Annotated in this window: 32 protein-coding genes and 1 riboswitch; of the genes, 8 read left to right on the forward strand and 24 right to left on the reverse strand. The window is 35.4% G+C overall.

Annotated features, from left to right (window positions below; translation table 11 throughout):
- Positions 1-68 precede the first annotated feature (68 nt).
- Complete coding sequence (locus ACQCPR_RS10885; protein ID WP_427137032.1) at positions 69-905, reverse strand: lipoate--protein ligase family protein; 837 nt, start codon at positions 903-905, stop codon at positions 69-71.
- 102 nt (positions 906-1007) lie between these two features.
- Between ACQCPR_RS10885 and ACQCPR_RS10890 the strand changes: the two genes are divergently transcribed.
- From ACQCPR_RS10890 to ACQCPR_RS10900, 3 genes are all read left to right on the forward strand, one after another.
- Positions 1008-1391 carry a rhodanese-like domain-containing protein gene (locus ACQCPR_RS10890; protein ID WP_090563703.1) on the forward strand — a complete coding sequence of 128 codons (384 nt, stop codon included), beginning with the start codon at positions 1008-1010 and terminating at the stop codon, positions 1389-1391.
- 67 nt (positions 1392-1458) lie between these two features.
- Positions 1459-2733, forward strand: coding sequence for an AAA family ATPase (locus tag ACQCPR_RS10895; RefSeq protein WP_427137033.1), 1275 nt, complete (start codon positions 1459-1461; stop codon positions 2731-2733).
- Positions 2734-2850: 117 nt separating this feature from the next.
- A complete protein-coding gene (locus ACQCPR_RS10900; protein WP_427138936.1) occupies positions 2851-3156 on the forward strand; it encodes a DUF2809 domain-containing protein in 306 nt (101 codons plus the stop codon).
- A 240-nt stretch (positions 3157-3396) separates the two neighbouring features.
- On the opposite strand, the gene ACQCPR_RS10905 is transcribed toward ACQCPR_RS10900, so the two are convergent.
- The 12 genes from ACQCPR_RS10905 to comGA all read right to left on the reverse strand — a co-directional run bounded on the left by ACQCPR_RS10905 (position 3397) and on the right by comGA (position 12698).
- A complete protein-coding gene (locus ACQCPR_RS10905; protein WP_427137034.1) occupies positions 3397-3921 on the reverse strand; it encodes a DinB family protein in 525 nt (174 codons plus the stop codon).
- Positions 3922-4035: 114 nt separating this feature from the next.
- Entirely contained in the window at positions 4036-5496 is a 1461-nt protein-coding gene (gene gcvPB / locus ACQCPR_RS10910; RefSeq protein ID WP_090563708.1) for an aminomethyl-transferring glycine dehydrogenase subunit GcvPB, read from the reverse strand.
- Positions 5489-6835, reverse strand: a complete 1347-nt coding sequence (gene gcvPA, locus ACQCPR_RS10915) for an aminomethyl-transferring glycine dehydrogenase subunit GcvPA (RefSeq protein WP_427137035.1) — start codon at positions 6833-6835, stop codon at positions 5489-5491. The genes gcvPB and gcvPA overlap by 8 nt, the downstream gene beginning before the upstream one ends.
- Positions 6836-6859: 24 nt before the next feature.
- The gene (gene gcvT, locus ACQCPR_RS10920) at positions 6860-7963 is read right to left on the reverse strand and encodes a glycine cleavage system aminomethyltransferase GcvT (protein ID WP_427137036.1); all 1104 of its coding nucleotides are present in this window, start codon (positions 7961-7963) and stop codon (positions 6860-6862) included.
- Positions 7964-8120: 157 nt separating this feature from the next.
- A riboswitch (glycine riboswitch) is annotated at positions 8121-8215 on the reverse strand.
- 115 nt (positions 8216-8330) lie between these two features.
- Entirely contained in the window at positions 8331-8843 is a 513-nt protein-coding gene (locus ACQCPR_RS10925) for a shikimate kinase (protein ID WP_090563713.1), read from the reverse strand.
- A 116-nt stretch (positions 8844-8959) separates the two neighbouring features.
- Entirely contained in the window at positions 8960-9157 is a 198-nt protein-coding gene (locus ACQCPR_RS10930; RefSeq protein ID WP_090563715.1) for a hypothetical protein, read from the reverse strand.
- Entirely contained in the window at positions 9135-9587 is a 453-nt protein-coding gene (comGF, locus tag ACQCPR_RS10935) for a competence type IV pilus minor pilin ComGF (protein WP_427137037.1), read from the reverse strand. Before comGF ends, ACQCPR_RS10930 begins: the two co-directional genes overlap by 23 nt.
- Positions 9566-9874, reverse strand: a complete 309-nt coding sequence (locus ACQCPR_RS10940; protein ID WP_090563719.1) for a hypothetical protein — start codon at positions 9872-9874, stop codon at positions 9566-9568. The genes comGF and ACQCPR_RS10940 overlap by 22 nt, the downstream gene beginning before the upstream one ends.
- On the reverse strand, positions 9864-10364 hold the full coding sequence (gene comGD / locus ACQCPR_RS10945; protein WP_427138937.1) for a competence type IV pilus minor pilin ComGD: 501 nt from the start codon (positions 10362-10364) through the stop codon (positions 9864-9866). Before comGD ends, ACQCPR_RS10940 begins: the two co-directional genes overlap by 11 nt.
- A complete protein-coding gene (gene comGC / locus ACQCPR_RS10950; RefSeq protein ID WP_269922904.1) occupies positions 10291-10626 on the reverse strand; it encodes a competence type IV pilus major pilin ComGC in 336 nt (111 codons plus the stop codon). Before comGC ends, comGD begins: the two co-directional genes overlap by 74 nt.
- A gap of 10 nt (positions 10627-10636) precedes the next feature.
- Positions 10637-11695 carry a competence type IV pilus assembly protein ComGB gene (gene comGB / locus ACQCPR_RS10955; RefSeq protein WP_427137038.1) on the reverse strand — a complete coding sequence of 353 codons (1059 nt, stop codon included), beginning with the start codon at positions 11693-11695 and terminating at the stop codon, positions 10637-10639.
- Positions 11682-12698 carry a competence type IV pilus ATPase ComGA gene (comGA, locus tag ACQCPR_RS10960; protein ID WP_427137039.1) on the reverse strand — a complete coding sequence of 339 codons (1017 nt, stop codon included), beginning with the start codon at positions 12696-12698 and terminating at the stop codon, positions 11682-11684. The genes comGB and comGA overlap by 14 nt, the downstream gene beginning before the upstream one ends.
- Positions 12699-12873: 175 nt before the next feature.
- On the opposite strand from comGA, the gene ACQCPR_RS10965 reads away from it, so the two are divergent.
- Positions 12874-13554 carry a helix-turn-helix transcriptional regulator gene (locus ACQCPR_RS10965; RefSeq protein WP_427137040.1) on the forward strand — a complete coding sequence of 227 codons (681 nt, stop codon included), beginning with the start codon at positions 12874-12876 and terminating at the stop codon, positions 13552-13554.
- Between the two features lie 141 nt (positions 13555-13695).
- Entirely contained in the window at positions 13696-13938 is a 243-nt protein-coding gene (locus ACQCPR_RS10970; protein WP_090563733.1) for a DUF2626 family protein, read from the forward strand.
- Positions 13939-14306: 368 nt separating this feature from the next.
- Here ACQCPR_RS10970 and ACQCPR_RS10975 read toward each other — a convergent pair whose 3' ends face one another.
- Positions 14307-14945, reverse strand: a complete 639-nt coding sequence (locus tag ACQCPR_RS10975; RefSeq protein ID WP_093496628.1) for an MBL fold metallo-hydrolase — start codon at positions 14943-14945, stop codon at positions 14307-14309.
- A gap of 154 nt (positions 14946-15099) precedes the next feature.
- On the opposite strand from ACQCPR_RS10975, the gene ACQCPR_RS10980 reads away from it, so the two are divergent.
- On the forward strand, positions 15100-15279 hold the full coding sequence (locus ACQCPR_RS10980; RefSeq protein ID WP_090563737.1) for a DUF2759 domain-containing protein: 180 nt from the start codon (positions 15100-15102) through the stop codon (positions 15277-15279).
- A 52-nt stretch (positions 15280-15331) separates the two neighbouring features.
- Here ACQCPR_RS10980 and ACQCPR_RS10985 read toward each other — a convergent pair whose 3' ends face one another.
- The 5 genes from ACQCPR_RS10985 to rpmG all read right to left on the reverse strand — a co-directional run bounded on the left by ACQCPR_RS10985 (position 15332) and on the right by rpmG (position 19645).
- The gene (locus ACQCPR_RS10985) at positions 15332-16435 is read right to left on the reverse strand and encodes a hypothetical protein (RefSeq protein ID WP_427137041.1); all 1104 of its coding nucleotides are present in this window, start codon (positions 16433-16435) and stop codon (positions 15332-15334) included.
- Between the two features lie 89 nt (positions 16436-16524).
- On the reverse strand, positions 16525-18429 hold the full coding sequence (locus ACQCPR_RS10990) for an LTA synthase family protein (RefSeq protein WP_427137042.1): 1905 nt from the start codon (positions 18427-18429) through the stop codon (positions 16525-16527).
- A 222-nt stretch (positions 18430-18651) separates the two neighbouring features.
- Positions 18652-18846, reverse strand: coding sequence for a YqgQ family protein (locus tag ACQCPR_RS10995; protein ID WP_427137043.1), 195 nt, complete (start codon positions 18844-18846; stop codon positions 18652-18654).
- Between the two features lies 1 nt (position 18847).
- Complete coding sequence (locus tag ACQCPR_RS11000; protein ID WP_427137044.1) at positions 18848-19432, reverse strand: 5-formyltetrahydrofolate cyclo-ligase; 585 nt, start codon at positions 19430-19432, stop codon at positions 18848-18850.
- 63 nt (positions 19433-19495) lie between these two features.
- Positions 19496-19645: a 50S ribosomal protein L33 gene (gene rpmG, locus ACQCPR_RS11005; RefSeq protein ID WP_090563747.1), complete on the reverse strand. Its 150-nt coding sequence runs from the start codon at positions 19643-19645 to the stop codon at positions 19496-19498.
- Positions 19646-19819: 174 nt separating this feature from the next.
- Between rpmG and ACQCPR_RS11010 the strand changes: the two genes are divergently transcribed.
- Positions 19820-20170 (forward strand): hypothetical protein, encoded by a 351-nt coding sequence (locus tag ACQCPR_RS11010; protein WP_090563749.1) that lies wholly within the window; start codon positions 19820-19822, stop codon positions 20168-20170.
- Positions 20170-20637: a hypothetical protein gene (locus ACQCPR_RS11015; protein WP_427137045.1), complete on the forward strand. Its 468-nt coding sequence runs from the start codon at positions 20170-20172 to the stop codon at positions 20635-20637. Before ACQCPR_RS11010 ends, ACQCPR_RS11015 begins: the two co-directional genes overlap by 1 nt.
- A gap of 500 nt (positions 20638-21137) precedes the next feature.
- On the opposite strand, the gene phoU is transcribed toward ACQCPR_RS11015, so the two are convergent.
- From phoU to ACQCPR_RS11040, 5 genes are all read right to left on the reverse strand, one after another.
- Positions 21138-21797 (reverse strand): phosphate signaling complex protein PhoU, encoded by a 660-nt coding sequence (gene phoU, locus ACQCPR_RS11020; RefSeq protein WP_093496844.1) that lies wholly within the window; start codon positions 21795-21797, stop codon positions 21138-21140.
- Positions 21798-21816: 19 nt separating this feature from the next.
- Entirely contained in the window at positions 21817-22617 is an 801-nt protein-coding gene (gene pstB, locus ACQCPR_RS11025) for a phosphate ABC transporter ATP-binding protein PstB (RefSeq protein WP_090563758.1), read from the reverse strand.
- Between the two features lie 27 nt (positions 22618-22644).
- Positions 22645-23523: a phosphate ABC transporter permease PstA gene (gene pstA / locus ACQCPR_RS11030; protein ID WP_093496845.1), complete on the reverse strand. Its 879-nt coding sequence runs from the start codon at positions 23521-23523 to the stop codon at positions 22645-22647.
- 1 nt (position 23524) lies between these two features.
- On the reverse strand, positions 23525-24493 hold the full coding sequence (gene pstC, locus ACQCPR_RS11035) for a phosphate ABC transporter permease subunit PstC (protein WP_427138938.1): 969 nt from the start codon (positions 24491-24493) through the stop codon (positions 23525-23527).
- A 64-nt stretch (positions 24494-24557) separates the two neighbouring features.
- Positions 24558-25538 carry a PstS family phosphate ABC transporter substrate-binding protein gene (locus tag ACQCPR_RS11040; protein WP_093496846.1) on the reverse strand — a complete coding sequence of 327 codons (981 nt, stop codon included), beginning with the start codon at positions 25536-25538 and terminating at the stop codon, positions 24558-24560.
- Positions 25539-25855: the final 317 nt, after the last annotated feature.

A 25855-nucleotide genomic window follows, 5' to 3' on the forward strand; every position in this document is an offset into this window, starting at 1 on the left:
TGATTAGGGATTTTAAATATAAGAACTAATTTCCTATATTTCATTTTTGCTATAAGACATTGTTACTTTTATTTTTTAAAATTCCATTCATCATTGTCATACCTTGTCGCTTCTAGTTCTTTTACGTAATTTTGTTGTTCTTCTGTTAATGTATATTCAACCAATTCAATCTCCAAAGCATCAGCAAATCCTTTTTTAAAGGCAACTTTACATTCTTCAATCGTTACCGGTTTTGATATTATTTTGTTAATAGAGACAGCTTTTTGAGATAGGCCTTTCCTCACTCTATTTCTTACCTCGTCAGAAGTAAATTTAAACGTTTCAATTAACTTATCTTCATCGAGGTCAAGTAAAATCGCACCATGTTGTAGAATAACACCTTTTTGCCTTGTTTGAGCACTTCCAGCCACTTTTTTTCCTTCTACCACAAGTTCATACCAACTCGGTGCATCAAAACATACTGCGGATTTTGGTTTTTTTAAATTTTCTTTTTGTTTATCTGTATTCGGAATAGAAAAATAAGCGTTTAAACCAAGGTTTTGAAATCCTAATAGTAAACCTTCACTAATAACACGATAAGCTTCTGTTACAGTAGCAGGCATACTTGGGTAACTCTCTGTAACGATCACACTGTATGTAAGTTCGTGTTCGTGAAGCACCCCTCTTCCACCAGTAGGTCTACGAACAAAACCTAGTCCTAATCTTTTTACTGCATCCATATCAATCTCTTTTTCTACGGTTTGAAAATAACCAATTGATAATGTAGCTGGATTCCATTCGTAAAATCTAATAACTGGCGGAATAAGCCCTTCACTATGCCAATCAAGTAATGCTTCATCCATCGCCATGTTATAAGATGGACTACAGGGTCCAGAATTTATGAAGTACCATTTTGCCTTTTCCACCTTAATCTCTCCCTTCACAACGAGTATCATTTTATCAAATAGATTGAATTGTATCTAGCACTTCTTTTATAATGAATAGGAAACATAGAAAGGGGAAAGACCGTGTTAGAATTATTGTATTTTGTCATTGCTATACTCGTTGTACTTTTAGTCTATGCTGGAATCTCGGCATATCGTTTAAAAAAAATTGTTACTAACCTCACGCAAGAGCAATTCATTGAAGGCTATCGTAAAGCCCAACTGATTGATGTTCGTGAACCGAAAGAATTTGATGGTGGACATATTTTGGGAGCAAGAAATATCCCTTCATCTCAATTTCGTCAACGATACAAAGAAATTCGACCAGACAAGCCAGTGTATTTGTATGATCAAAGTGGCGCAAGAAGTTCTCGTTCAGCGATGTTTTTAAAGAAAAAAGGATATACACAATTATTCCAACTCCAAGGCGGATTCAAAGCTTGGACAGGTAAAGTTAAATCTAAGTAATACATAAGGTTCTTCTAATTTAAGAGGAACCTTTTTTCTTTCATCCATATTATTTTGGAGGGTTTAGATGCAAAAACATATATTATTTTCCCATTCAGAAGATTTTAGAAAGACTCACCCACATTATGAAGATTTTGCGATAGTTTCTAGACGAATTATTGCTTTATTGAACGAACGGACGAATGAAAGTTGGCAATCTATCGATATTGGTGAATCCATCCTCCAACTAGATGGGAACTTGTTAGAAATGATGGAAAAAAACTTGCTAAAATATGAGGTGCTTTGCTCCATTTTCGAAGCAAAATCTCAGGGCAAAATTTCCAGCAAGTCTCAATTATCCTTCGAAAATAAACTAGAGGTTGTAGAGACCTTTGAGAACAATTTGATTTTATTTCCACAATATAATGTTGCATTGACCTTAGCATTCAATTATTCTGGCGGAAATACATGGCCGGAATATCAACTTTATTCAACATCTGTTGAACAGGCGTTAAATTTTTTACAAGAAATTAACGAAAAGCTGAGACAATTATTAATGCAGGCCGTTACATATCTTGTGGATACGGAAAATGGTGTCCAGCGTAGAAATTACGGAGAGCAAGCTGCAGTTAATAGGGAGGATGTCCTTCTAGCAGAAAGTATTAAACAGGATATTTTCCGCTCGATTGATGAGTTTTTTAAAAAAGATGGCTATTTTTTCAAGGATTACGGACTTCCGTACAAACGTGGAATTCTGCTATATGGGGCTCCAGGTAATGGAAAGACAACATTAGTAAAATCGATAACAGGCTCTACAAAAGCACCTGTTGTCTATTGGCAGATCACAGAGTTCACTGGCAGTCATTCTATTCAAGAAGTATTTGGTATTGTTACGAGGCTAGCTCCTGCTATTTTAGTTATTGAGGATATAGACTCCATGCCTGAATATACTCGCTCGGTCTTTTTAAATACCCTAGACGGTGCGCAATCCAGAGAAGGACTATTTATCATAGGGACAACCAACTACCCTGAAAAAATAGATCCAGCACTTATAAATCGTGCCGGTCGATTTGATCGGGCATATGAAATTCCTTCTCCAACAGAAACGGTACGACAAAATTATTTACGTAGACTTGATATCAAAGAAATCTTCTCTGACGATCAAGTAAAAAAAATGGCAAAGCTCTCAAAAGGCCTTTCAATGTCTCAATTAAACGAATTATATATGTCCGTAGCTCTGAACTGGCACTATGATGGAAAATTAGACTTCGAGAAGCGAATTGAGGAATTAACGAAGCAAAATAACCGTACGAATAAGAACAAATGGGAAAATGATGAAAGTTCAATTGGGTTTAACTATTAATGAACTGAGTGATATAATATGCATGTTACTAAAGAATCGAAAAGATTTTACTATGTAATCGCTATTCTAGTCTCCATAGTTTTTGGCCTAGCTAGTAGATATATCAGTGCTTTACCTATGTTTATAGTAAATCATGCTGGTGATACACTTTGGGCAATTATGGTGTATTTTCTATTTCGAATTATCTTTGTACACAAAAGTCTGCTTTTGGCGATTTATTTAAGCCTTGTTTTTTGTTTTTGCATCGAATTTAGTCAGCTATATCAGGCAGACTGGATAAATACAATAAGAGGTTCTTTGCTCGGTTCTCTAATACTTGGCAAAGGATTCCTTCCTGAAGATTTGATACGATATTCTATTGGTATTTTATTAGCTTATTTGCTGGATAAATGGATTTCTACTAAGTGGTGTAACTATCATTAGAATTATATATGTTATTACTTGTTATGAACGTCGTAAGCCCATCTTAAAGTCAAAATCTGCCTCTAACGTCTTCAGTAGGTTTTGGACAGATTTGTAGCTATATTACAAACGACAGATTAAAGAGAGATTATTCGTAGCTGACGTTACGAACAATCTCTCTTTTCTCGGTACCCTTATGGGGATTAACTGTCCTTCGCCGTCTGAAGAAGGGAAGAAAGCACTCATCTGGAAAACTATTTTTTATTGCTCATTTTCTAAATAACGGTCTCTCAAAATATTGCAATGATGTAGCTCATGACCTAGAATTATCACAACCAGTGCCCTTGCAGTTACATTAGAATTATTCGCAGTTCCACTTTTTTGCATACTCTCCGCATCTATACTCTTCACGAGATGAATAGTTGAACTACGAACAGCTTGGAGGTTTTGTAACAAATCATTTATCGATTGCTCATTGAATGACGCTGCTTTTACATATACCTCCTCATCAAAGCCTGGAAGTGATACTGCATCCCCTCTAACAACAGACAATAGTCTGTGAGCCATAATTCGTTCTGTATCTGCCATATGCCCTAACAATTCTTTAACGGTCCATTTCTCAGCCGCATAACGGAACATTCCCTGTTCCTCAGATAATTGGGAAACGAGCCTAGTAGTTTTATCAATACCCTCTTCTAATAGATTAACAAAATCCCCTTCAGAAACAAGTTCAACATAACTTTGATAATACGGAGCATATTCAGCTTTTCCTAGTATTTTTTGCACTATAACCCCTCCTATACTTTATAAAGTATTTATTCTATTGGAAGTTCAATAATTCCTTTAAATTAGAAATGAATGGCAAAAAGTGCGATCCTAGGAAGAATCGCACGATTGCTATTATGCTTTTGTATATCGTAATACCGGCTTACGTGCGGCTTTTGTTTCATCTAAACGGTTTATCACCGTAGTGTGCGGTGCATCTTGAACGATTTCTGGGTTTTCTTCTACTTCTTTCGCAATTTGAATCATCGCATCACAGAAAGCATCTAAAGTTTCTTTTGACTCAGTTTCTGTTGGTTCGATCATCATGCCCTCTTCTACATTCAATGGGAAGTAGATCGTAGGTGGATGATAACCAAAGTCAAGCAAGCGTTTTGCCATATCTAGCGTACGAACACCAAGTTTCTTTTGACGACGACCACTTAGTACAAATTCATGCTTACAATGACGATTATAAGGTAGATCAAAATGTTCCTCTAAACGTCTCATCATGTAGTTTGCATTTAATACAGCATACTCTGTTACCGCTTTAAGACCATCTGGCCCCATCGAACGAATATACGTGTATGCACGTACATTAATACCGAAGTTTCCGTAGAATGGTTTTACTCTTCCAATTGTTTGCGGTCGATTATAATCGAATGTATATTTGTCTTCCTCTTTTACAAGAACTGGACTTGGTAAGAACGGTATCAAATCAGCCTTAACTCCAACTGGACCTGAACCCGGACCTCCGCCGCCATGTGGACCTGTAAATGTTTTATGCAAGTTCAAGTGAACACAGTCAAAGCCCATATCTCCAGGACGTGCTTTTGACATAACAGCATTTAAATTTGCACCGTCATAATACAATTTACCACCCACACCGTGGATAATCTCAGCTAATTCCAGAATAGTTTCTTCAAATAAACCTAAAGTATTTGGATTAGTTAGCATCAACGCAGCAGTATCTGGGCCAACAACACGACGTAAATCCTCCAAGTCTACTAAGCCTTCCTCATTGGATTTTACTGTAATCGTTTCGAAGCCTGCAACTGTAGCTGAAGCAGGATTAGTTCCATGTGCAGAGTCAGGAACGATTACTTTTGTACGTTGTGTATCCCCATTTGCTTCATGGAAAGCTCGAATCATCATTAAAGCTGTCCATTCACCATGTGCACCTGCAGCAGGTTGAAGTGTCACTTCATCCATTCCAGTTATCTCGATTAAATGCTCTTGAAGATCATACATTAATTCCATTGCACCTTGAACAGAGCTTTCATCTTGTAATGGATGAATATTAGCAAAGCCAGGGAAACGTGCAACTGATTCATTAATTTTCGGATTGTATTTCATCGTACATGATCCAAGTGGATAAAATCCTGTATCCACACCATGGTTACGATTAGATAAAGCTGTATAGTGACGCATAATATCTAGTTCAGATACTTCTGGTAATTCAGCTTCCTCAGCACGTTGCATACCTTCTGGTAATAGAGTTGATAAATCTACTGCAGGCACATCTAGTTCAGGTAGATTATATCCTACACGACCTTCTTTTGTTATTTCAAAAATTAGTGGTTGATTATCCTTATGCATAAAGAGCCCCCATTTCTTGCACGAGTGCATCTATTTCCTCTTTTGTACGCTGTTCTGTTACAGCGATTAATACATGATTTTTCAGATCAGCATTTACGCGACCTAAGTCAAAACCACCGATAATTCCTTTTTCAAGAAGTCCTTTATTTGCATCTGCAACTGAACCGTTTACTTTTACAACGATTTCATTAAAATGAGCTCCTTGATACACCACTTCAAATCCTGCTTTTTCAAAGGATTGTTTTGCATAATGTGTTTTTACGATATTTTGGGTTGCCATTTCTTTTACACCTTTTTTGCCAAGTGCAGTCATCGCAACAGAAGCAGCAAGTGCATTTAATGCCTGATTTGAACAGATGTTCGAAGTAGCTTTATCACGACGGATATGCTGTTCACGAGCCTGCAACGTTAACACATAGCCACGACGGCCCTCTTCATCCGTAGTTTCACCAACTAAACGACCTGGTACTTTACGCATAAGCTTAGAATTTACCGCAAAGAATCCACAATGTGGCCCACCAAATGCTTCAGATATTCCAAAGACTTGCGCATCTCCTACTGTAATATCTGCTCCAAATTTACCTGGAGGTGTCAACACACCAAGTGCAAGTGGATTAGAGGATACAACGAATAGCGCATTTTGCGCATGTGTCAGTTGTTCCACTGCCGCTAAATCCTCTATTTGTCCAAAGAAATTAGGATATTGGACCATTACTGCCGCAGTATCTTCATCTACTAACCCTTCTAATTTCACTAAATCCGTTACCCCGTCTTTCATCGGCACAGTAACTACTTCAATATTCTGACCTTGTGCATATACCTTCACTACATCGATATATTCAGGATGAACAGCCTCAGAAACAATTAGCTTTTTACGACGTGTATGACCTGCAGCAAGATTCCCTGCTTCTGCTAATGCCGTACCACCGTCATACATAGATGAATTCGCTAGGTCCATTCCCGTAAGTTCACATATCATTGTTTGAAATTCAAAAATTGCTTGAAGCTCACCTTGTGAAATTTCTGGTTGATAAGGAGTGTAAGCTGTATAAAATTCAGATCTAGAGATAACATGATCTACAATAATCGGTTTGAAATGATCATATACCCCAGCACCTAAAAATGACGCGTATTGTTTACTGTCAGCATTTTTTGCAGCTAGCTGGCTCAATTCTTTAAGTAGAGCTGATTCCGCTTTTGCAGGTTTAATATTGTACTCACCTTTAAAACGAACTTTTTCAGGAATGTCTGCAAACAATTCATCAATCGCAGAAATGCCAATTACATCTAGCATTTCTTTTTGATCTTGTTCAGTCATTGGTAAATAACGATGCTTCATCAATGGACAACCTCTTTCTATGTCTTATTTTTCTCTTTTATAAAACGGAGTTGCTACTGTAATTGCTTTTAATCGTTTATTTCTTATCTCAATTTCCACCTCTTGCCCAAGTTCTGCAAATGTTGTGTCAATTAAAGCTAAACCAATATTTTTCTTAAGAGTAGGAGATTGTGTACCCGATGTAACGTGACCAATTTGCTTGTTATCTACAAATACCGGATAGCCCGTACGAGGAATTCCTTTATCAATCATTTCGATACCAATACTTTTTCTTGGTACACCATTCTCTTTTTGTTCAAGCAAGATAGCTTTACCATTAAAATCTTGGTCTTTGTTAAGTTTTACGACAAATCCAATATTAGCTTCAAGAGGAGTAATATCTTTTGTTAGTTCCTGTCCATATAGTGGTAAACAAGCTTCAAAACGTAATGTATCTCGAGCACCAAGACCACATGGAATAATACCCTCTTCTTTACCTGCTTCTAATATGCTGCTCCACAGCTCTGTTACATCATTTGCAGATGCATATATTTCAAATCCATCTTCCCCTGTATAGCCAGTTCGAGAGATAATGACATCTTTACCAGCAACATCGACATTATTTGCAAAACGGAAAAATCCAATCTCATCTAAATTTTTGGTAGTCAGCTTCTGTAAAATTACTTGCGCTAACGGTCCTTGTAAAGCAAGTAAACCATAATCTTCTGATTTATTTACTAGTGTTACATCTCCAGTAATATTTTCCTGCATCCAGTTAAAATCTTTTTCGATATTTCCAGCGTTAACAACAAGAAGATAATGATTGTCTTCAATTTTGTAAATCAATAGATCATCAACGATACCGCCATCCTTATAACACATGGCTGTGTATTGTGCTTGACCATTTACTAATTTTGAGACATTATTCGTCATAAGTTTTTGAAGATATTCCTCACTAGCTGTTCCTGTCAGGATTATCTCTCCCATATGAGAAACATCAAACAAACCAGCTTTCGTTCTTACTGCTTCATGTTCTGCCTTGATACTTGAGAATTGTACTGGAAGCTCCCAACCTCCAAAGTCAATGGTCTTTCCTCCGTAATTTGCATATACATCAAATAAAGGTGTTCGTTTCAACTGTTCTGCCAAAATAATCTCCTCCTTCACTATTTCCATACAAAAAAGGACAGATTAACCCCTTTGAAAAAACAAGGGTTCTCTGTCCTGGGACCTGAAAGTTTACCAAAAATGGCTTTCCTCTTTGGTGGCTTCACGTATGTATAAACGAAAGCGCTCTCCAGAGTTGCGTCCTATACGAGTTCTTTTGCCTGAGAGATTCATAATTTTCATTACTTGCTCCTTCGGCGACGCAGCTAATGCGTTCTCTCCCCGTATAATCATTCGCGATATCTGTATAACTCACTCTTTGTCTATATCCTAACATTCAAGTAAATCAGAAGCAATACTTTTTAATAAAATTAGTAAAACACGAACATTTAAATCGAAATAAATAAAATCATTCGCCTTTCAGACGATTCACTTGGTATCCAGCATACTCCGTAATCTGTCTTAATGGTCGATGTTCTGTCCGAATTGTTATATGTGCAGCCTTTTTATAAAACCATTTCCTCGTTTTATACAATTGTTCTAATTCTTCCTTTGTACTATTTTGCACAATTGGTCTGTTTTTGTCACTTTTAATTCTCATCCATATATCTTCAAAAGTTGCATCTAAATAAAGTACAAGTCCAGTTCTTCGCATCACTTCAATATTTTTTTCGTTCATGGCAACCCCACCACCTGTAGAAATAATGCACGATTCGTTCCGGAAATTTTCTAGGAAGTCAGTCTCTACTTTCCGAAAGTAAGCTTCTCCCTCTTGCTCAAAAATTTCAGGAATCGTTCTATTTTGTAATCTCACAATTTCCTTATCCATATCATAATAGGGCATTTTTAAGAAAAAGCTCAATCTCCTACCAATCGCACTTTTACCACTGCCCATAAATCCAACTAAATATACTTTATACATGATTCACCAACTCACTAAACTCCAATTTTCTCGGTGCCATAATTCCAACAAGTTATTCTTTATTATAGAGAGTGGCTTTTTTTATTACAACTATAAAAAAATGGATTCAGTAACAACTATCGCATATTTTGTCGATGAAATATCTCTAACCTTTCAACTGTTGCATTTGTATAAAACTTCTCCAAGGCATCGTACGTTTGATATTTGGATTGATATGCTGCGGTAATTGTCAGTAAGAAGACAGTTACAACTAGCAACAAAATAACTACAGCTGGAAAGAAAACCCCTCTTTCATTCTGTACTAAATGTAACATAAAACGCATGCTCCTTCTCTATACCATTCAAGAAATTAACTTTAATCTGAAGTAACTTATCCTCCATCGTAACAAATAAGGACTCAACATTAACCAACATCTGCTCATGACCATCTCCGTTTTTTTGTTTCCGGACCAGATTTTTGTATAATCCCACTTTATAAGTTGTTTTATCGTTTCTTATCGTAAAGTTGTTTAAATTCTCTATCTCAATGGAGTCCACTTCGGTTAGATAGGAATCTACATATTGTATGAACAACGCCCATTCTATTTCAGTACTATCAGTCACGCTTGCTTCCGTGTTTGTTAACCACCACATAGTAGCTACTAGCACTTGAGCAAACAGCATAAACACTGCTAGATGAAGAATCCCCTCTAGTAATGTGTAACCTAATTGATTACTTATTTTCATTTTATTAATGGTACACATTTAAGCTGCACCTCTCGCATCCCTTCGTAGTTTATACAAATATTTTCGTTATCTATTTCATAAGAATATGGAACCTTTTCTATATACATCACACCATTCGAAATACTTTCAAATGTATAAGTCTTTGCAACCTCATACAAGACCAATGAAGTATGATACCTCCTCTTTTGATCTTCTAATTGAACCATCATATTACTTAATAACGGCAATATTGTCGTAGCAATTAGAAAAGTGATACTTAATGATAAAATTGTCTCCGGCCAAGAAAAACCATTACTATTTTTCATAATTTACGACACCTCTACCTATATAAAGCGTTATTCGCTTCTCGCCTTTATCTGTTTCAAACAAAAAGTTACCGAAATCATTTACATTTCCACCTGGATGAAATGCAATACCTTTTAAAGTACTATCAACACTTAAACGCATATGCTTTGGTAACTCTTTTTCAAACAAAAGCTTATCAGCGATCTTTCCCTCATATTTAGTTCTATTCGCAGGAAATGTTAAGTGAGTATATCTGTAATCTGTAATTGAAATCGCCTGAAGCCGCTGAATATCCAAATGAAGTTGTCTATAGAATCTTTCTTCCTCCATTTCCTTCATCTTAGTAGATGTTAATAGAAGAACCGAAGAAGATACTACAATCACAATCGATAAAACAAGTAACATCTCAATCATTGTGAACCCCTTCTCGTTCAACTTATTTCTTTCCATTTTTGTTATTATTACTATTGACCTTACCTGTTGAAGCATCAATACTAACTGGATCTCCATTCGGACATGTTGTGTCAATACCCGGCAAATACCCACCTTCTTCAAGTTCAGCTAAACTAGGGATTTTTTTATGTTCAATTTTGTATGCAGCAACTTGACCTTCCAACATTTTCACAAATGCTTGACAGCTTTTTTCATCAATATTTGCAGAATGCTTTGTCACATTAGGAATTGATATGAGAATTAGTACAGATATGATAAGCAAAACAATCATCATTTCAACTAGAGTAAAACCTCTGTTATTTTTCAGTAGTTTCTTCATAATATCTCCTTTACACAATGTTAATCATGTTATAAATAGGCAATAATATTGCTAAATAAGCACCAATGATAAAAACAGCTAATATTAAAAATAAAGTTGGTTGAACTATACTTATATATCGAGAAAGCTTTCTTTCAATTTCTTGACTGAGAAACTCACTGTAGAGAGATAGCTCTCTACCCAAATAACCACTATTCTCACCGTGCACAACAAAATGAAATAATTCGTTTGTAAACGTGCCTAATAGCAGAACCGCACTGGAAAACGATTCACCATGTATAACCTTCTCTTTCATCTGATCACCGATAAACTGCAGCACTTTATGTTCATTTTGAGCAATCAATGCTTCAAATGATTGTTGTAATGGCATACCACTTTCCAAGAGCACTCCCATCTCTCTTGCAAATACTCTCGTCAATAACAAACGGTACCAACTTCTAACTATAGGTAAATTTAAATAAATCAAGAGCTGATTCTCTATGGGAAGCCGTTTCACAATCGTATTGGACAAAATAATTAGACAGGAGCAAATTATCACCGTTACAAAAAATATATTTGGCATTTGCAAGAGATATCCTGTCCAACTTAAAGAATTATCCGATGACATATTTACTCTAGAACCAATTAAAGATTCCATATTTGGTAAGAAATAAACTCTAAACATCGTAAACAATAAAAAAAGTATCAAAAATAAAAATATTGGATACAACAATAAGTTATTTAAACGTTTTTTCGCGCCTTCAAAAAATGCAGTATTCACCCCTAATACAGCAATTGTTTGTTGTAATTTGCCATGTACTGAAGCAAGATTCAATGGCAACAATAATCTGCTCGGAAACCCTAATAACTTAAAAACATCAACGGCGGATAATCCACTTCTTTGCACATCCGTTATTTGTTTGCTAACAGTCTCTGAATCTTTCACATGAAATGGCAATAGCATAGTCACTGATTCGTGAAATGTGTAACCTTCTTTTAAAAGATCACTAAGCCTACTCAAAAAAGAGGAATGCATATTTGGCGGGATTGTTTGATGCTTCCTTTCCAAATAACTTTTAACCTTTTTCAATAACACCTTCTCTTACACCTCTCTCAATTTGATAGGATAAAGAAAGGGGATACGGAATACGGTAAGTTTTACCTATTAACATAGAGTGAAATGCTTCCTCTAACAAATCATCTGAAAGAATCTCAAACACTGCAGATAATTCAGAGTCTTTCTCTGCTGAAGCTACGACTAGTCTTTGAGTAACTATACCGATAATCGTTTGCTTTAACTCCTCTGTAGTGACACCTAAATCTAATAGACGATATAGAGATCCTACGCCGTCTTTTGCATGTATGGTTGAAACGACAAGATGGCCAGTGAGCGCTGCTTGGATAGCTGCTTTCGCAGTGGACTCATCTCGAATCTCCCCTATCATAATTACATCTGGTGAATGGCGTAATATAGCCTTTAATCCTGCAGAATAGGTCACTCCGGAACGTTCATTTACTTGTATTTGAAGTAAGTGAGACTGACTATTCTCGACTGGGTCTTCTAACGAAATTACATGTCGATTTAAGTTTTCTGCACAATATTTGGTAAGTGAATACATAGTGGTGGACTTTCCTGAGCCAGTGGGGCCAACGAATAAAATCAATCCTTGGCGATTATTCGCAAGATCTACAATTTTTTCAGTTGCATCTCTAAATAGAGAGAGGGAATGAATAATTTTGGCGTTGTCATGCAGTTGGAGGCGAATTACCATACTTTCCTTTCTAAAAATGGAAGGAAGTGTAGAAACACGAAATGAGAATTTATGAGAATCGAATACTTGTTGAAAGGAACCACTTTGTGGTTTTCTTTTTTCGCTGATATCAAGAGAGGATAAAAACTTGAAGAATGAAATGATACGCTCACCTAAATTCAAAGGGAGCTTGCCTGCTTCAAACATCTGAGAATTTTTTTTAAAGTAATAAATGTAGTTTTCTTCATTAGGAATCATGTGCAAGTCTGTTGCACCGAATTTATGGGCTTTACTAAGTAAGCGAAAACACTTTTGTTCAATCATATTTTCTATTTGTTGCATAATTTTCCTTTCCCCAGATACAAGTTGCGACCGCAAACAGCTTGTACTAAGTATTATACTTGGTTACATTGAGAAATGGAAGTAGTTTTTTAAATTTTCTGTTATATGATAATTATTTTGTTAATCTCTCTTTCTTTATTATAATAGTAACTAATATCAGAAAGAAGGTAATTGTATGCCAAATACTTTAAAGCTAACAAATGCATTAGCAGACGAAACTAGGTATTCGATTTATCAATATATTGTTAAACAAGTCCAATCAGTAAATGTGCAACAAATTGCAGATCAATTCGGCATCCATCCAAATGTTGCTCGACTCCATTTAACCAAACTTAATGAATCTAAGTTAATTACTTCTGAGTTACTTAATAACAAAAAAGGCGGTCGCCCTGCACGTATATATTCACTTGCAGATCTACCAATACACTTAAGTTTTCCTAAACAGGAAAATCATTTACTGTTAGAGTGGTTATTAGAGTTAGTAGAAACTATGGGTATTGAAGCGCTTGAAAAAGCCAAAAATATCAGCTATACTTCTGGGCACAATTCTATCCAACAGTCATTATTAGCTGAGCAGAGCTTCGATCAGAAAATAGAGCTACTATCTGCCGCCGCTCTCTCTGTTGGCTATATTCCAAATATCACGAATAAAGATGATAAACAAATTATTACATTTTCTATTTATAATTGTCCCTATAAAGGACAACTGTCTAATCATCCACACATTATTTGTAGTATCCATGAATCATTTTTAAAAGGACAGTTTGATGCTTTGTTTCCAAATAATGAATTTGTTCAGCTAGAAAGTAAACAAAATCACTGTAGCAATTGCGTATATCAAATAGAAGTTCTATAATGAGTGCATAGATAATACATATTTGTGACAATGCAGAGTATAATGTGTAAAGAAAACTAATAATCAGTTTACATGTATCAACACTTTCATTTATAATAAATATGAGAATTATTTGTATGGTTGTAAAAGGAGGGACTACAAATGGGCAATATGTATAAAGTAATGGCTTTCTGGACAGGGATTTTTGCAGTTATGTTTTATTTAGGTGATATGACAGAAGCTTCTTTACTATTTTTAGCAAATACGGGATTATTCCTTCTTTTAGGGTTTTTAAACCTTTCAGAGCGTATGTATATGTACATCTTCGGAGCTTACTTAATGTTCTTCTTCGCAGGATTTACATATTACACGACATTCATGCATGTACCAGGCGCGGGACATTAATAATTCATTCCCCAAAAAAGCAGCTCATTTATTGAGTTGCTTTTTTGCTTATTTAGGATAAACCTGTTTCTAATGTTCTCGAAGACCATTGGACAGACGTTTTGTATTATTTTTCCCAAGTGGGTTTTTAGTGATAATGACCATTTTCATCAACTAAGTAAATATCATATAGCTGGGTAAATACATATTATGCTGAACAACGTAGCACACTATAATAAGAAGGCTGAGACTTCCCCCTCGCGATCGCGACACCTTCATGACCATCTATCGTGTTAAGCTGAGGTAACGCCTCCTAAAGCGTCTACCTGAAACATTCTATATGTCCCGTGAACCCAAAATATAATTTTAATTTAGGAGGAGCACATCTATTAAAATCCATTTAAAAATGGATTCGACTCCGTTTCTGCTTCAATAGTTGTGGATGGACCATGACCTGGATAAACAAGTGTTGTTTCGGGTAGTGTTAGCAGTTTTGTATGAATGGCTTTCATTAGCTCAGATTGGTTACCTCCAGGGAGATCTGTCCTCCCGATACTGTTTTGGAAAAGGGTATCCCCCACAATAGCAAAATTCTCTTCTTGAAAATAGTAGGTTAAACTACCAGGTGAATGTCCTGGTGTATGTAGTAGTTCCATGTGGAATTCTCCAATTTTTAACTCTGACTCATTATTTATTAAATAATCCGCCTCTTTACAAATAATAGAAGGGATTTCAGCATATTTGGATGAGCCGTTTTTTGAAGGATCTGCCAACCATTTTTTCTCTGATGTATGGATATATACTGGAATATCAAAGCACTCTCTCACTTGTTCTACTGCTCCGATATGGTCAAAATGTGCATGAGTTAATAAAATAGCTAGCGGTTTCATCTTTAAACGATGAAGTTCACTAATTATTCTTTCCCCTTCTCCTCCTGGATCAAAAATTAAGCATTGCTTCATGTTATTAGAAACCAAATAACAATTTGTTTGAATATAACCTAGTGGATAAGTTCGAACATTTAACATAATAATCACCTCTTACCTATCATAAACGAAATACCATCTTTTGTTCAATTATTCACCACTTTTCTACTCGACAAAACTTACAATTAGAATTACAATAGAAGAGGAATATGCAAATGCGACATTCATTTTCTGATGTCGAAAGGAGTGTCTTTTCATGAACTTATTAATGGTTATCTTTGGTCTAGTTACACTTTTAGCTGTAGTTGGCACTTATCAAGCTTTTAAAGAAAAGAATGTGTTAGGTGTTCTATTTAACTTTGGTACATTCGCTGTTTTTGGCTTCTTTACAGTCATGACTATTGTGAACCAAGGCTTCCCACCAAGCTTACACTAAAACGTAATTAAAAAAGCTGCTGTACATTTCATATATGTACAGCAGCTTTTTTCTATTCATTTAAATGAATCCATTTCTTTTCGACCATCGGATTCGTAATAATCCAATTTTCCTTTGCAAATCCTCCCAAGCAATTTTCTGCGTTAGGAGAGCAAGATATAGGCTGTTCATTTGTTTCTCCCAATATCTGTTGGCCGTCTAAAGATATCTTTGACAATACACTCTGTTGGTTATCATCATCCTGATTACGAAACTCTTTTGCGTTTAGTAAGATAAATTCTGTTGGTGAAATAATAGACATAGACGAAGTGACCCATTCGGAATAATTTGAAACTGCAGGTGTTACCCACTCATATTTTTTAGTACCATTTAACTCTTCAAGACGGTACTCAAATTGCTTTTTCTCTTCGTTAATTTGAACGTAAACAATTGCTTCTCCTATGTTTGTTACGTCTAATATTTTTTCTTCACCAGTAGTCTTTAATGTTCCATCTAAGATTGAGTAAAGCAAAAGTTCACTACCATCTAATCCAGAGTCAGACCATCTAAAAACCATTAATTTTTCCTCGTCATACCATTTCACAAAAGGATTTTCTACTTCAATAGAAGTTAACTCTTGTGTAACACCGTCATATACGAATGTACTATAAGACCAATCCTCATAGAAGGTAGAAAAAACAACTAAGTTTGGATTTGTTGGATGCCAATCCATGTAAATTTCAGCGGATTCGAACGATAGGCTTTGAGAAACATAACCATTTTTATGTAAAAATTGAATTTCTGCTGTTGAAGAGTCTTTGGAAGTATGTAATAAAATCATTTCTTTAGAAGGATGAATGGTACCCTGAATAATAGGAGTAGTCGTAGTATAAATTGTTCGCCAACTATTCGTTGAAACATTATATGATCTAACCAACCATTGTCCCTTTTCCGCAATAATAAAAACTATTTCTTCATTAGACATCCACCCTACCACACTTTGAAAGGCATTGTTATCCAACAAGATTGATGGTATTTCTTTATCAGTTGGTTTATCGACTTCAACTATATCAATATCGGATGGTTTTTCAACCTCGTTTTTAGGAATGTTTGTTTCAATGTCTGCACATGCTTGGAGGAAGATGGCACAAAATAATAATATAAAAGCTTTTTTCAACATACTCCCCCCTTCTTATCTTAATAGACGAATGTAAAGCGATTTTGTTTCATAAAAAAGCACAGACAATAAAATGTCCGTGCTTTTTCTTATTCATCTTCTTTTATTGCCTCATCTATAAGCAAGTTCCCAGTTTTCAAATCATAAAAACGCAGTAAATCACCATTAATAATTTGATCGGAATATCCAAGTTCTTGAGTGGCTCTATCTATATAAGGCTGACAGCTTTCCATCTCAATCTGTAAACCTGTTCCATTATCATAACAAGCATTGCCTGCATAAACAAGTTTATCAGTTACAAAACCGCCATCTCGGAATACAACAAATTCTTCATGTTCTTCTGAGAACAAATCTGCTCCAAGCTGCATATCTTTAGATGTGTCAACACCCAATGCATGTAAAATTGTTGGACGCAAATCAATTTGACCAGACGTCTCGGTAACTTCTTTACCTTCTCCACTATTCGGAATATGAACGAATAATGGAACACGTTGAAGTTTAGCCGATTCATATGGAGTTATTTCTTTCCCTAAATATTGCTCCATTGCTTTGTTATGATTTTCGGAAATTCCGTAGTGATCTCCGTACATAACGATAATAGAGTTATCATATAACCCTTGTTCTTTCAGGTCCTCAAAGAATAGTTTCAATGCTTCGTCCATATATCGAACAGATTGGAAATATCTATTGAGTGTATTAGAGTTAGAATTATACTCCGGAATAAGCATATCTTCTTCATCCAAAGTAAAAGGATGATGATTTGTTAATGTAATTAGACGTGAATAGAATGGCTGAGGCATATCTGCCATTAAATCAACTGATTGCTCTAAGAATGGAATATCCTTCATACCCCAGTTAACAGAATCCTCTTCATTCACTACAAAACTTTGTTCATCATAATACTTTTGAATATCCAATGCGCGATACATTATATCTCTATTCCAGAAACTTTTATTATTAGGATGTAATACATTTGTATAGTATCCTTCTTCATTTAAGCTTTCTGCCATCGAATGGAATGTGTTCCCACTATGGGTAAAGAATACTGCTCCTCCACCTAATGGGTACAAAGAATTTTCTAATAAAAACTCAGAATCAGACGTTTTCCCTAACCCTGTTTGATGGTAAAAATTAGAGAAATAATATGTGTCTTTATCTTGCGTTAGAGAATTTAAGAATGGCGTCACTACATGACCATTCATATCATTGTTAATAACGAATGATTGTAAGGATTCCATAGAAACTACGATTAAATTACGATCTTCTGCAACTCCAAACATTTTTTCGTTAGCATCTAATTGGTTTGATCGCACATAGTTATTAACTTCTACTAATTCACTACCATCAGCAAGTGCTCTTTGAGCATGTGATTTAGATTGGATATATATATCATATAAATGATAGTTATACGGTCCGATATTCTTTACAAGCATTTCACGATCAAAGCTTCGTGTTAGTAGCTGTGGTCGCTCAATTTCAGATAAACCTAAGTTTAAAAATAGAATTGCTGCAGTCATTACAAAATAAGCTCTTCTTACAGCAGGCTTTACAAGTGTAACTTTGTCCCCGATTTTCAACCACTTCAATGCAATAATGATGATGGCAACATCTGTGAAATAGAAAATATCAGTTAAAAAGATACTTTCTGCTGCAGAGGAACCCAAATCGCCAAAATTACTTGTTTGAAATAGTACCGGTATTGTAATGAAATCTGTGAAAAAACGGTAAAATACAGCGTTTGCATATACAACAGCTGAAAGTATTATACTAGCAATTACTATATATCTATTTCTAGCTTTAGGACTCTTAAAAAATAAGGAAAGTCCGTAGATAAATAGTAAAAAACTTAGCGGATTAATAAAAAGTATCAGTTGTTGCATCAAATTTTCAATATCCATGTCAAAGCTCGTGTGGTAAACGATATATGTTTTTATCCATGTTGCCACAATAGCAAGAATCAGAATAGAATGTGTTGGCCAATTTTTTTTATTCATGCCTACACCCTCCCCTTTTTACTCTTTAATTTAATATGTTAAAAGCAACAAAACTTATCTTAATCCTTTCTTTACAATAAATCAACATAAAAGAATAAGGATTTTGATACAATTGTACAAGTCTTACATACCATACCCTATATTAGACGGATTCAACCAGTAAAAAGTTTCATTTTTTTATAAAAATATAAAACGTCAGAGCAAAATCAACTCTGACGTGTTCTAAACTTTACAATTACTCTGTTCTTTTCTCAATAATAAAATGGCTAGTTGAAATTCTTTTGACTCAATCATTTGCATTTTATATAGCTCTCGAATTTCATCTTCCATTATTTCTAAATCTGCTAGACGATCTTTCGTATATACATATATCCCAAATCGTTTCAAAAGTTGCATAACGTCGTATACTGAATTCATACTATTCATCCTTTTGTCGAATCTGTTTGCACAGAAAAGTTTGGTTCGGTGTAATAATTTTATCTACAGGAATATCAAACACGTCATATTCAACGAATTCCACTACTTGAATATCAAAGGCCAATGATATTGTATCTCCACTAAAATTGGTTAGAAAACGGTCATAATAGCCCCCACCATAACCAATACGATATCCTGTTTCACTATATACAATTCCAGGTACGACTAGTATATCAATCTCTTGCGGGATAATTGCTTTAGACTTCAGTGGATTAGGTTCGAGTAAGTGCATATAAACACGTTCTAATTGATCAAAATTTTGTATTTGATAAAATACCATAGATTTATCCGAAGGTGAACATTTAGGAACTACAACATTTTTTCCCATGCTCCATAATTGTTTTATTATACTCCATGTATCGACTTCAGGAAAGTTAGAAATCGTTAATCCAATAGTGGAAACGTCTAAATCCATTATATGTCTCAAAAACTGTACTTCAATTTGTTTTGAATAATTATTATATGTTACTTCATCTAAAGAAGTTAATCGATCTCTCATCGCACTTCTCGCAATTTTCTTTGTCAAAGTAAGTCATTCCTCCTTACAATAGAAAAAAACCAAAACCATACTTGGTTTTGGTTTAGGTTATTATTTAGTTTCTCTATGAAGAGTCATTTTCTTATCACGTGAGCAATACTTTTTAAGTTCAAGACGTTCTGGATTGTTACGCTTGTTTTTCTTAGAAATATAGTTGCGCTCTCCGCAATCTGTACAAGCTAATGTAATATTAACGCGCATGGTTGTCCCTCCCACTCTTTGTCAGGATTAAATATAAAACTTGAGCATGATTTATACGACTAACCAATTATAGCATAGATCCAAATAAAATCTACTATTTATACAAGAATTTATTCAAAGTTTTTTTGAATATGGTAGTATGAGTATAGGAATATAACAATAGAGGTGAATACAATGGACTTTTCCATCATTATAATGATTATTGGTGTTGTATTAATAGCAATTTCTTTTTTCTTCAAGGATTCCTCCAAAAAAATGGAATCAGAATTAGAAGATCTTTCATTCACGGTTTATCAAGAAACAAGCACTATAAAGCGCAGACTTAAAGTAGTAGAGGAAGAACTACTAATCGAATCTACAAAAGTAACTGCACCATTAAAGAAACAAAACAAACCTGTCATTCATGACATTATAAAAAACCAAGTCTTAGAATTGCATAAACAAGGTTATTCATTAAAAGAAATTGGTACCCGTTCCTCTTTAACCATTGATGAAATAAAATACGTAATTGGTGGTGGAAAGTGATGAATAAAACCATTCGAAATATAGGAATCGGATTATTTCTTGCTGGTGCTGCATTTCAAATAGAAGAAATTGTCGAAAAAGAGGAAATAACTTCTACTAGTACTAGTACTGAGGATGATTATGAGCAGGCTCAACAGGAACTTACTGAAGTAAAAAAACAACTCGCTGAACTGCAACTAGATTTAAATACTGCACAACAAGACCAAACAAATGCAACAGATAAAGTTGTCGAAACCGCAACTACTGAACAAACCCCAACTGTTGCGTCGATGACTCTCTCTGTTGAGGTAGGGATGGCTTCATCAGAAATAAGTGCACAGCTAGCAGAAGCTGGTATCATTTTAAACAAAGTCGATATGGATAATTATTTATCAGATCAAGGTTTAGCAGAACGCATCCAAATAGGAAATTATGAACTAAACTCCTCCATGTCTTTAAAACAAATTGCCGAAACAATTACTCGTTAAGAAAGAACATGCAAAAAGACTTTAGGTCTTCAATAATAGAGATGAAGATATGCGTTAATTTCCGCTTCGAACGGACGCTTTCCGTGGGCACGGCTTCAGCCGCTTCCTTCGCACGCTCAGTCCAGGGTCTTCAGCTCGCGCTGTTCCCACTGGAGTCGCCACTCTTCACTTCAATCCAATTTTGTAACTTGCACTCACTCCCTTCAAAAATATTTTCTTAGTATACTAAAGGAAAGTAAATGTAGGTGATGTCAATCCGCTTCGCCAAATCATAGTAAGAACTGGACAATAAAATAGGGCGCTTTTTGTTCATATTGAACAAAAAGTGCCCTATTTTAATCTTGAAAAACAAATCATTAAATATAATGTAATTTTTTCAGTCCCATCAGTATAGCGACGAGGAGATTGAAGCCGTGCCCGCGGAAAGCGTCCGCCTAGAGCGGAAATCAGCGTTGTTCGGATTTAACTATATAATATTCTTTATAAAATTGATTCACGTATTAATTATTTAATTCGTAATGCTTTCCTTTTAATAAATATAATAGACGTTCTGCGATATTTGTAGCGTGGTCGGCAGATCTCTCTAAATAACGACACACAAAAGATAATTGAGTGACCTGGCTTAGCTGGGCGGGATTATTTACGCCTGTATTGAGAAGTGTACGAATAATATGCCCGTACATTTCATCTACTTCATCATCCAATTTTGCTATACTTTTAGCTTCTTCCATATTCTCGTTCGTAAATGCATCGAGAACCTGTTTAAGCATTTTAATCGTTTTACTGCGCATTTCTTCAAGCAAAGCAATTGTCTCAATATGCTCATCTTTCCCAATACGAATTGTTTCCTTAGCAATATTACAAGCATAATCACCAATTCGCTCCATGTCTGCCGCAATTTTGACTAGCACCATTAATCTACGTAGATCGGTTGCAACAGGTTGTTGTTTTGCTATTAACAAAATTACTCGATCATTCACTTCTTCTTCCAAATGGTTAATGTGTTCATCATTATCAAGTATAGCCAGTGCACCTTCAATATCTTTCTCAAAAAGATAACTCATAGAATTATCTAAAGTGTCGATAGCTGTATTACTTAACTCCAGTAACAATGACTGAACTTGGTTTAAATCCGCATCGAATTTCTCTCTTCCTACCATGTTTGAATAACCCCCTTTATCATCCAAAACGACCTGATATATAATCCTCTGTCCGTTTATCTTCAGGCGTTGAAAAAATAACATCTGTTGCATCAAATTCTACAACTTCCCCATTCAGGAAAAATGCTGTCTTATCAGAAATACGAGCAGCTTGTTGCATATTATGTGTTACGATAATAATTGAATAGTCTTCTTTTAGTTCTTGTATTAATTCCTCTACTTTAAGAGTTGAAATTGGATCGAGTGCCGATGTCGGTTCATCCATTAAAATAACATCTGGTTCTATAGCAAGACATCTAGCAATACAAATACGTTGCTGCTGACCACCAGATAAACTATAAGCATTCGTTGTTAAACGATCTTTCACTTCATCCCATATAGCAGCTCCACGTAAACTTTTTTCAACAATCTCGTCTAAAACCTTTTTATTTCTTATACCATGTATTCTCGGACCATAAGCAATATTGTCATAAATAGACTTTGGAAATGGATTAGGTTTTTGAAAAACCATCCCTACTTTTGTGCGAAGTTCTTCTACCCCGTAATTTGCATCAAAGATATTTCGTTCACGATAAAGGATTTCCCCAGACGTTTTGACAGTTGGTACTAGTTCTACCATACGATTTAAAGTTTTAATATATGTTGACTTACCGCAGCCAGAAGGTCCAATTATAGCAGTAACTTCATTTTCTTTAATTTGTAGATCAATATTTTTCAGTGCGTGATGATTTCCATACCATAAGTTTAATTTTTGTGTGTCGTATACAATACTTGATGTTTCCATTTTACTTGCTGACCCTTTTTCCAACAATTGTACCATTTTAGTTCCTCCTAATATTCATCATGTTTAATAGCGTTTTTGGAATTTATTTCGGATAAAGATAGCGATAGAGTTCATAATGAGCAAGAAAATCATAAGAACAAGGATTCCAGCTGAAGAAACGTATTGGAAAGCCTCTTGAGGTCTTTTCGCCCAATCATAAATTTGCATCGGGAGTGCTGTAAACTGACTAAGTAAATTATCCGGCAGAAAGTGTACAATTACCGGAATACCAATTACTACTAAAGGTGCCGTCTCTCCTACAGCACGAGAAAGTGCTAATATAGCGCCAGTTAAAATACCTGGTATAGCTGAAGGCAGTACAATATTAATAATAGTTTGCCATTTTGTTGCACCCATGCCATAAGAAGCCTCGCGAACATCTTGCGGAACTGCTCTTATTGCCTCTTGCGCTCCAACAATAATGACTGGTAATATTAACAAACTCATTGTAAAACCTGCTGCTAAAACACTATTCCCTAGCGCCAAAGCCCGAACAAAAATCGTTAAACCCAATAAACCAAACACTACAGATGGAACACCAGCTAGGTTGGAAATATTCATTCGTATAAAATCATTTAATTTATTTTTTGTTGCATATTCTTCAAGATAAATAGCTGTCCCAACACCTAGAATAATAGATACCGGTGCAACTACACACATCAACCATATCGAACCAATTAACGCTGCTTTAATCCCTGCTTTTTCCGGTATACGTGACCCGAAGTTTTGGAAGAATTCAGGTGTTAAGTAACCAACTCCCTGAGAGATAATACGGTAGAAAAGTACTCCTAAAACCAATAAAGCAAATAAAGTTGCAGCAAAAAATATAGTTTTGAAAATGCGGTTTACTATTAATCGTTTGTTCATTTTCTTTACAACCGCTTCATGATTTACATATCTCATATCAATATTCCTCCCGATACTTTTTGGAAATAACATGAGCAAGATAGTTCATTAACAATGTAAAGAGGAATAACGTAAATCCGACCGCATAAATAGAATAATAAATAGTTGTTCCGTAACCTGCATCACCTGATGAAACTTGAACGATATACGCAGTCATTGTTTGAATAGATTCTGTAACATTAAAATCGAACTTTGGTGTAGATCCACCTGCTAGAGAAACAATCATAGTTTCACCAATTGCACGAGAAACTGCTAGTACGATAGATGCCATAATTCCAGAAAGTGCTGCTGGTAAAACTACCTTCAATGCGACTTCTAATTTAGTAGAGCCCATTGCTAATGCACCTTCGCGTATTGAATTAGGTACAGATGACAGTGCATCTTCTGATAATGATGCAATCATCGGTAAAATCATAACGCCTACGACAATCCCAGGACTTAGAGCATTAAAGATTTTTAAATCCGGTATAAACTGTTGAAGTAAAGGCGTAACAAATGTTAGTGCAAAGAAGCCGTATACAATAGTAGGAACTCCCGCTAGCACTTCTAAAATCGGTTTAATAATCCTTCTTGATTTATCAGAAGCATACTCGCTCAAGAAAATTGCTGATGCAATTCCAAATGGAACCGCAACTACGACGGCAATAGCTGTAACCTTTAATGTCCCTGCTATTAATGGAAGGATTCCAAATAATTGTTCTGTATTTGCAAAAGGAAACCATTCTGTACCGAATATAAATTCTGTAACTTTTACTTCTTTAAAAAATATAACTGTTTCAACAATCAATGTTCCAACGATTCCAAATGTCGTTAGGACAGACACAGAAGCTATCAATAAAAGGATAATCGGAATCATCTTTTCTATTACTTTCTTCTTTTTTTTGCCACTAGATTTCTGGATAAGCTCTTGTACTGAAAGCTTTTGGGCACTATGTTTTTGACCCACGGTGAATCCCCCTTTTACCATAACGCAAGAAATGAGTAGCATGAGCTACCCATTCCTCACCTTTTCCGTTTACCTATATAGCAACTTATTTTAAGCCTTCTAGAGTAGATAGACCCTTATCATACTCTGCATCTTCTAAACGAACGTACCCTACCGCTTCAGCCATATCTCCTGCATTTTCTAAAGAATATTGCATGAAGTCATATAATGCAGCATTTTCTGCAAGTGCTTTGTTACTAACGTAAGTGAATAGTGGACGTGAAAGTGGTGTATATTCACCCGATTCAATTGTTTCGTTATTTGGCTCAACCCCGCCAATTTTAACTGCTTTTAAAGTATCTTGGTTTGCTAAGTAGTAAGCGTAACCGAAGAAACCAATTGCATTTTTGTCCGCTTGGACACCTTGAACTAATACATTATCATCCTCAGATAGCGTTGCAGATTTCACAAGATCTGCTTCATCAAGAATTACTTCATCAAAATAGTCATAAGTTCCGGAATCTGTACCAGGAGAGTAGAAGACAATTTCTTCTGCTGGCCAATCTGGATTGATATCAGACCATTTTTTTGTCGTTCCATCTTCAATCCACATTTTCTTTAAATCTTCTACTGTTACATCTTCAACCCAGTCATTATCTTTACTTACTACTACTGTTAAACCATCGTTTGCAAGTTTAAATTCTGTAAAATCAATTCCCGCTGCTTCTAATTCTGCTTTCTCTTCATCTTTAATAGGACGAGATGCATTTGAGAAATCAGTTGTACCAGCGATGAATTTTTCAAATCCTCCACCAGTTCCAGATACACCTACAGTTACTTGAACTTTATTTTGTACCGCTGCATATTCTTCAACAAGAGCTTCCATAATTGGTGCTACTGTACTTGAACCGTCACCAGATACTTGTCCTTCTAGAACTGCCTCTTCATCTTGAGTATCACCTGTTGCAGCTTCTTCTGTACCAGTTTCGTTTTCAACTTCATCTGTAGTTGAATCATCTCCACAAGCTCCTAGTGCAAGTGCAGAACCAACCATTGTTGTCATCATAAAATACTTCCAGCTTTTCATCAGGTAAATCCCCCTATATGTTTTGTTTTCTTTTTCTTACAAGCTTTACTTTAAAGGGTTTATGTTTAGTCGGTATGAATGGAGTGTAAAGCTTTTGTAAATAGAATCGGAGCGCGGTCGGAAATATTAGTGAAGTTTATGCAGTTAAAACTATTTATATAGAAAAAAGTATCTAATCAAGAAGCTCAAAGTATCCATATAATAGAAATCCTGTCCTCAAGAATGTGCGCTTCTGTATGCTTCGTATGAAATTGGTTGAATTATCACCATTTACTAAGTGAGTTGCACTTAGGGCAAGTAAACGACATGGCGCAGCA

The organism is Psychrobacillus psychrodurans (assembly GCF_050209195.1).
Taxonomy (GTDB): domain Bacteria; phylum Bacillota; class Bacilli; order Bacillales_A; family Planococcaceae; genus Psychrobacillus; species Psychrobacillus psychrodurans.

What these genes read in the sequence shown, in the direction of transcription:
- ACQCPR_RS10895 (WP_427137033.1), top strand. Translation starts at nt 1,459, where the DNA reads ATGCAAAAACATATATTATTTTCCCATTCAGAAGATTTTAGAAAGACT.
- ACQCPR_RS10900 (WP_427138936.1), top strand. Translation starts at nt 2,851, where the DNA reads ATGTTTATAGTAAATCATGCTGGTGATACACTTTGGGCAATTATGGTG.
- gcvPB (WP_090563708.1), bottom strand. Translation starts at nt 5,496, where the DNA reads ATGCATAAGGATAATCAACCACTAATTTTTGAAATAACAAAAGAAGGT.
- gcvPA (WP_427137035.1), bottom strand. Translation starts at nt 6,835, where the DNA reads ATGAAGCATCGTTATTTACCAATGACTGAACAAGATCAAAAAGAAATG.
- ACQCPR_RS10925 (WP_090563713.1), bottom strand. Translation starts at nt 8,843, where the DNA reads ATGTATAAAGTATATTTAGTTGGATTTATGGGCAGTGGTAAAAGTGCG.
- ACQCPR_RS10930 (WP_090563715.1), bottom strand. Translation starts at nt 9,157, where the DNA reads ATGTTACATTTAGTACAGAATGAAAGAGGGGTTTTCTTTCCAGCTGTA.
- comGF (WP_427137037.1), bottom strand. Translation starts at nt 9,587, where the DNA reads ATGTGTACCATTAATAAAATGAAAATAAGTAATCAATTAGGTTACACA.
- ACQCPR_RS10940 (WP_090563719.1), bottom strand. Translation starts at nt 9,874, where the DNA reads ATGAAAAATAGTAATGGTTTTTCTTGGCCGGAGACAATTTTATCATTA.
- comGD (WP_427138937.1), bottom strand. Translation starts at nt 10,364, where the DNA reads ATGGAGATCCAGTTAGTATTGATGCTTCAACAGGTAAGGTCAATAGTA.
- comGC (WP_269922904.1), bottom strand. Translation starts at nt 10,626, where the DNA reads ATGAAGAAACTACTGAAAAATAACAGAGGTTTTACTCTAGTTGAAATG.
- comGA (WP_427137039.1), bottom strand. Translation starts at nt 12,698, where the DNA reads ATGCAACAAATAGAAAATATGATTGAACAAAAGTGTTTTCGCTTACTT.
- ACQCPR_RS10965 (WP_427137040.1), top strand. Translation starts at nt 12,874, where the DNA reads ATGCCAAATACTTTAAAGCTAACAAATGCATTAGCAGACGAAACTAGG.
- ACQCPR_RS10970 (WP_090563733.1), top strand. Translation starts at nt 13,696, where the DNA reads ATGGGCAATATGTATAAAGTAATGGCTTTCTGGACAGGGATTTTTGCA.
- ACQCPR_RS10975 (WP_093496628.1), bottom strand. Translation starts at nt 14,945, where the DNA reads ATGTTAAATGTTCGAACTTATCCACTAGGTTATATTCAAACAAATTGT.
- ACQCPR_RS10980 (WP_090563737.1), top strand. Translation starts at nt 15,100, where the DNA reads ATGAACTTATTAATGGTTATCTTTGGTCTAGTTACACTTTTAGCTGTA.
- ACQCPR_RS10990 (WP_427137042.1), bottom strand. Translation starts at nt 18,429, where the DNA reads ATGAATAAAAAAAATTGGCCAACACATTCTATTCTGATTCTTGCTATT.
- ACQCPR_RS10995 (WP_427137043.1), bottom strand. Translation starts at nt 18,846, where the DNA reads ATGAATTCAGTATACGACGTTATGCAACTTTTGAAACGATTTGGGATA.
- rpmG (WP_090563747.1), bottom strand. Translation starts at nt 19,645, where the DNA reads ATGCGCGTTAATATTACATTAGCTTGTACAGATTGCGGAGAGCGCAAC.
- ACQCPR_RS11010 (WP_090563749.1), top strand. Translation starts at nt 19,820, where the DNA reads ATGGACTTTTCCATCATTATAATGATTATTGGTGTTGTATTAATAGCA.
- ACQCPR_RS11015 (WP_427137045.1), top strand. Translation starts at nt 20,170, where the DNA reads ATGAATAAAACCATTCGAAATATAGGAATCGGATTATTTCTTGCTGGT.
- phoU (WP_093496844.1), bottom strand. Translation starts at nt 21,797, where the DNA reads ATGGTAGGAAGAGAGAAATTCGATGCGGATTTAAACCAAGTTCAGTCA.
- pstB (WP_090563758.1), bottom strand. Translation starts at nt 22,617, where the DNA reads ATGGTACAATTGTTGGAAAAAGGGTCAGCAAGTAAAATGGAAACATCA.
- pstA (WP_093496845.1), bottom strand. Translation starts at nt 23,523, where the DNA reads ATGAGATATGTAAATCATGAAGCGGTTGTAAAGAAAATGAACAAACGA.
- pstC (WP_427138938.1), bottom strand. Translation starts at nt 24,493, where the DNA reads ATGGTAAAAGGGGGATTCACCGTGGGTCAAAAACATAGTGCCCAAAAG.
- ACQCPR_RS11040 (WP_093496846.1), bottom strand. Translation starts at nt 25,538, where the DNA reads ATGAAAAGCTGGAAGTATTTTATGATGACAACAATGGTTGGTTCTGCA.